Below are 3,062 nucleotides of genomic sequence, written 5' to 3'. Positions count from 1 at the left end.
ATTGGGTTACTTTTTCGATCTCTCACCTCGATAACGCCAAAAAAACGCCGTTTTGAGAGAATTTTTGGGTTACTCTCTAAAATCACCATCTCTAACCCCTTGCGTATTAACATGTTATAACGTTGAACGGGCTCAAATTTGAATTCAAAAGCTAGGGTCATAAAGTCGCTTAAACATGAAGAGCCTGATCAAGTTCCTGTGGATTTCTGGTCTACAAAGGAAACAGACAATAAGCTTTTGAAATATCTAAATCTGAAATCCAGAGAAGACCTTCTCGAACATTTTGATGTAGATTTTAGATACATTAAAGGCCCTGAGTATATTGGTCCGGAACTTAAGAGGCATGCTGATGGTTCAGATGAGGATATCTGGGGCGTGCCAAGGAAAATAGAATATGCTGGATGTGGGGATAAAAAGCAATCCTATAAAACTGTGACAAATCCTCCACTTGCCTTTGCGGATAATATCAAAGATGTAGAAAACTATAATCATTGGCCTTCGATGGACTGGCTTGATTTCTCTAACATAAGTTCTCAATGTGACGAATGTCAGAATAAGGCGGTTCTCTTTATGGGAGACAGGCTGAATCGAATAGCTCAGTGGAAACCTGCTCAGTATTTAAGAGGAATGGAACAGGTAATGATAGATATGGTAATAAATGAATCTGTTTTTGAAGCTATCATTGAGAGAATAAGCGTATTTTATCAGGCTTATCTCGAGAAAACCTTGCAGGCAACTGAAGGAAAAATTGACATAATTGTAACAGGCGATGATTTTGGCACGCAGAATGGTCTAATGTGTTCTCCAGAAATGTGGAGAAAGTTCTTTAAGAAAGGGTTCAAGGCGTTTATTGATATTGCAAAGAAATATGATGTACCTGTTCTTCATCACACTTGTGGGTCAGTATATGATATAATTCCTGACATGATAGATTGTGGACTCTCTGTTTTAAACCCTTTACAACCAGGAACAAAAAATATGGAGCACCAAAAGTTAAAAAGAGAATTTGGAAATGACCTATGCTTTCACGGCTCAGTTAGCATACAAACAAATTTGCCTTTTGGCACTCCTGCAGACGTCAGAAAAGAAGTTAGAAAATGTATTGAGAATCTTGCCTCAGGAGGAGGATTCTTTATATGTACAGCGCACAATATCCAGGCAGATACACCGGTTGAAAATATACTAGCATTAATAGAATCTTATCATGAATATGGCAGATACTAACATTTCATTATACTTGCTAAATTGATAAGATTATGATTATAATTCAACTGCCTATTTAATCTAGCCGGGGTGGTGAAACTGGCAGACGCGCCGGACTCAAAATCCGGTGGAGCTTAAACTCCGTGAGGGTTCAACTCCCTCCTCCGGCACCGAACAAACATTTAGGAGAATGTAGTGAAAAAGGAATTGATTATAAGCGTAGACGCTTGTGAAGTAAGGACAGCGTTATTGGAAGAAGGTGTGTTAGCGGAGTTTGCTATTGAAAGAAAGGGAGAAAGACGCATTGCAGGCAATATTTACAAGGGCAAAGTAAAGACCATATTGCCAGGCATACAATCCGCATTTGTAGATATAGGGCTGGAGAAAAATGGATTTTTACATGTTAAGGATATAGCGACTCCTTCAGCAGTACCAGAAGATGTGGAAGAGTCCGAAGGAAACGGTGAAACAGTTTCGAGGAGATCCCAAAAAGACTCTATATCAGATATATTGACTAATGAACAGGAAATACTTGTTCAAGTGATAAAGGAACAATTGGGAACCAAAGGAGTGAAACTATCCTCTTTTATTTCCATACCCGGCAGATTCTTGGTTTTGATGCCAACAGTTGATCATATAGGTGTATCAAGAAAGATAGATGATCAAAATGAGAGATATCGTTTAAAGGGGATTGCCAAAAAAATTAGGACTGAGAATATGGGGCTCATTATTAGAACAGGAGGTGCAGGAAAGACAGAAAAGGAGTTCTATGATGAAATTAATTATTTGGTAAGACTTTGGAGAAGGATTCAAAAAAGGGCAAAAATATCTGAGGCATTGACTGTGGTTTATCAAGAGTATAATTTGATTCACAGACTTGTGAGGGACTTATTGCGTCCTGATATCCAAATAGTGCTAATAGATTCAAGTGATGAATATAACAAGTTAAGGCAGTTTGTGGGTGGAGTATTGCCTGAAATGAAATCTCGTATAAAATTATACAATGAGAAACAGAAGTTATTTGATAAGTATAATCTAGAAAAAGAGATAGATAAAGCGTTACAAAATAAAGTAAGATTAAAAAGCGGGGGATGGATATTAATTGAGCAGACAGAGGCTCTTGTTTCTATAGATGTAAATACAGGGAAATATGTTGGAAAAACCTCCTTAGAAGATACGGTTTTGAGAATTAACCTTGAGGCTAGTGTAGAGATAGCTCGTCAACTACGTCTCAGAGATATGGGAGGAATTATAATAATTGATTTTATTGATATGAAGTACGAAAAGCATAAACATAAGTTATTGCAAGTCTTTAAAGATGCTTTAAAAAGGGACAGGGCTAAGACTACAGTAGCGCAATTGAGCAAATTTGGTCTTGTTGAAATGACCAGACAAAGAGTTAAGCAAAGTGTCATTGATTATTTATTTCAAGTTTGTCCTTATTGTAAGGGAAATGGCAATATAAAGTCATTAGCAACTACGTGTATTGAATTACAAAGAAGGGTAGAGCAGTTATGTGCAACCAGATCAATGCAAACTATCTGGGTAAAGATTCACCCGTACATATCTTCTTATCTTACAAAGCATTATAGGAAAACATTGACCGAGTTGGAATTAACATATAATAAGAAAATAATTCTAGAATCAGATCTGAGTATGCATATAGAAGCTTCGGAAATAGAATGTTTGTAACACTATGGCATGCAGGACATTCGAGTTGTAATACACAAATGATAATGTCCTATTTGGCACATTTAGAAATGTCCTAATTTAAAGAGGCTATAATACCCGATTTAATAGGAGGGTATTATGGCAGAAAGGGATATTATCATGGCAAGTCAAAGAGAGCTAAAGCGGTT

The 3,062-nt window shown here is 36.9% G+C and carries 2 protein-coding genes and 1 tRNA gene; all 3 read left to right on the top strand.

Features of this window, described 5'->3' with window-relative positions; genetic code table 11:
• Positions 1 to 138: 138 nt before the first annotated feature.
• The 3 genes from Q7J67_01210 to Q7J67_01200 all read left to right on the top strand — a co-directional run bounded on the left by Q7J67_01210 (position 139) and on the right by Q7J67_01200 (position 2,895).
• Positions 139 to 1,224 carry a uroporphyrinogen decarboxylase family protein gene (locus tag Q7J67_01210; protein ID MDO9463907.1) on the top strand — a complete coding sequence of 362 codons (1,086 nt, stop codon included), beginning with the start codon at positions 139 to 141 and terminating at the stop codon, positions 1,222 to 1,224.
• A 63-nt stretch (positions 1,225 to 1,287) separates the two neighbouring features.
• Positions 1,288 to 1,373 (top strand) — tRNA-Leu (locus Q7J67_01205).
• A 25-nt stretch (positions 1,374 to 1,398) separates the two neighbouring features.
• Complete coding sequence (locus Q7J67_01200) at positions 1,399 to 2,895, top strand: Rne/Rng family ribonuclease (protein MDO9463906.1); 1,497 nt, start codon at positions 1,399 to 1,401, stop codon at positions 2,893 to 2,895.
• The last annotated feature ends 167 nt before the right edge of the window (positions 2,896 to 3,062 follow it).

This window comes from bacterium, assembly GCA_030652805.1.
Taxonomy (GTDB): Bacteria; JAHJDO01; JAHJDO01; order JAHJDO01; family JAHJDO01; genus JAHJDO01.
The sequence above is the reverse complement of the archived record's forward strand: the minus strand, read 5'-3'. Positions and strand labels throughout refer to the sequence as shown.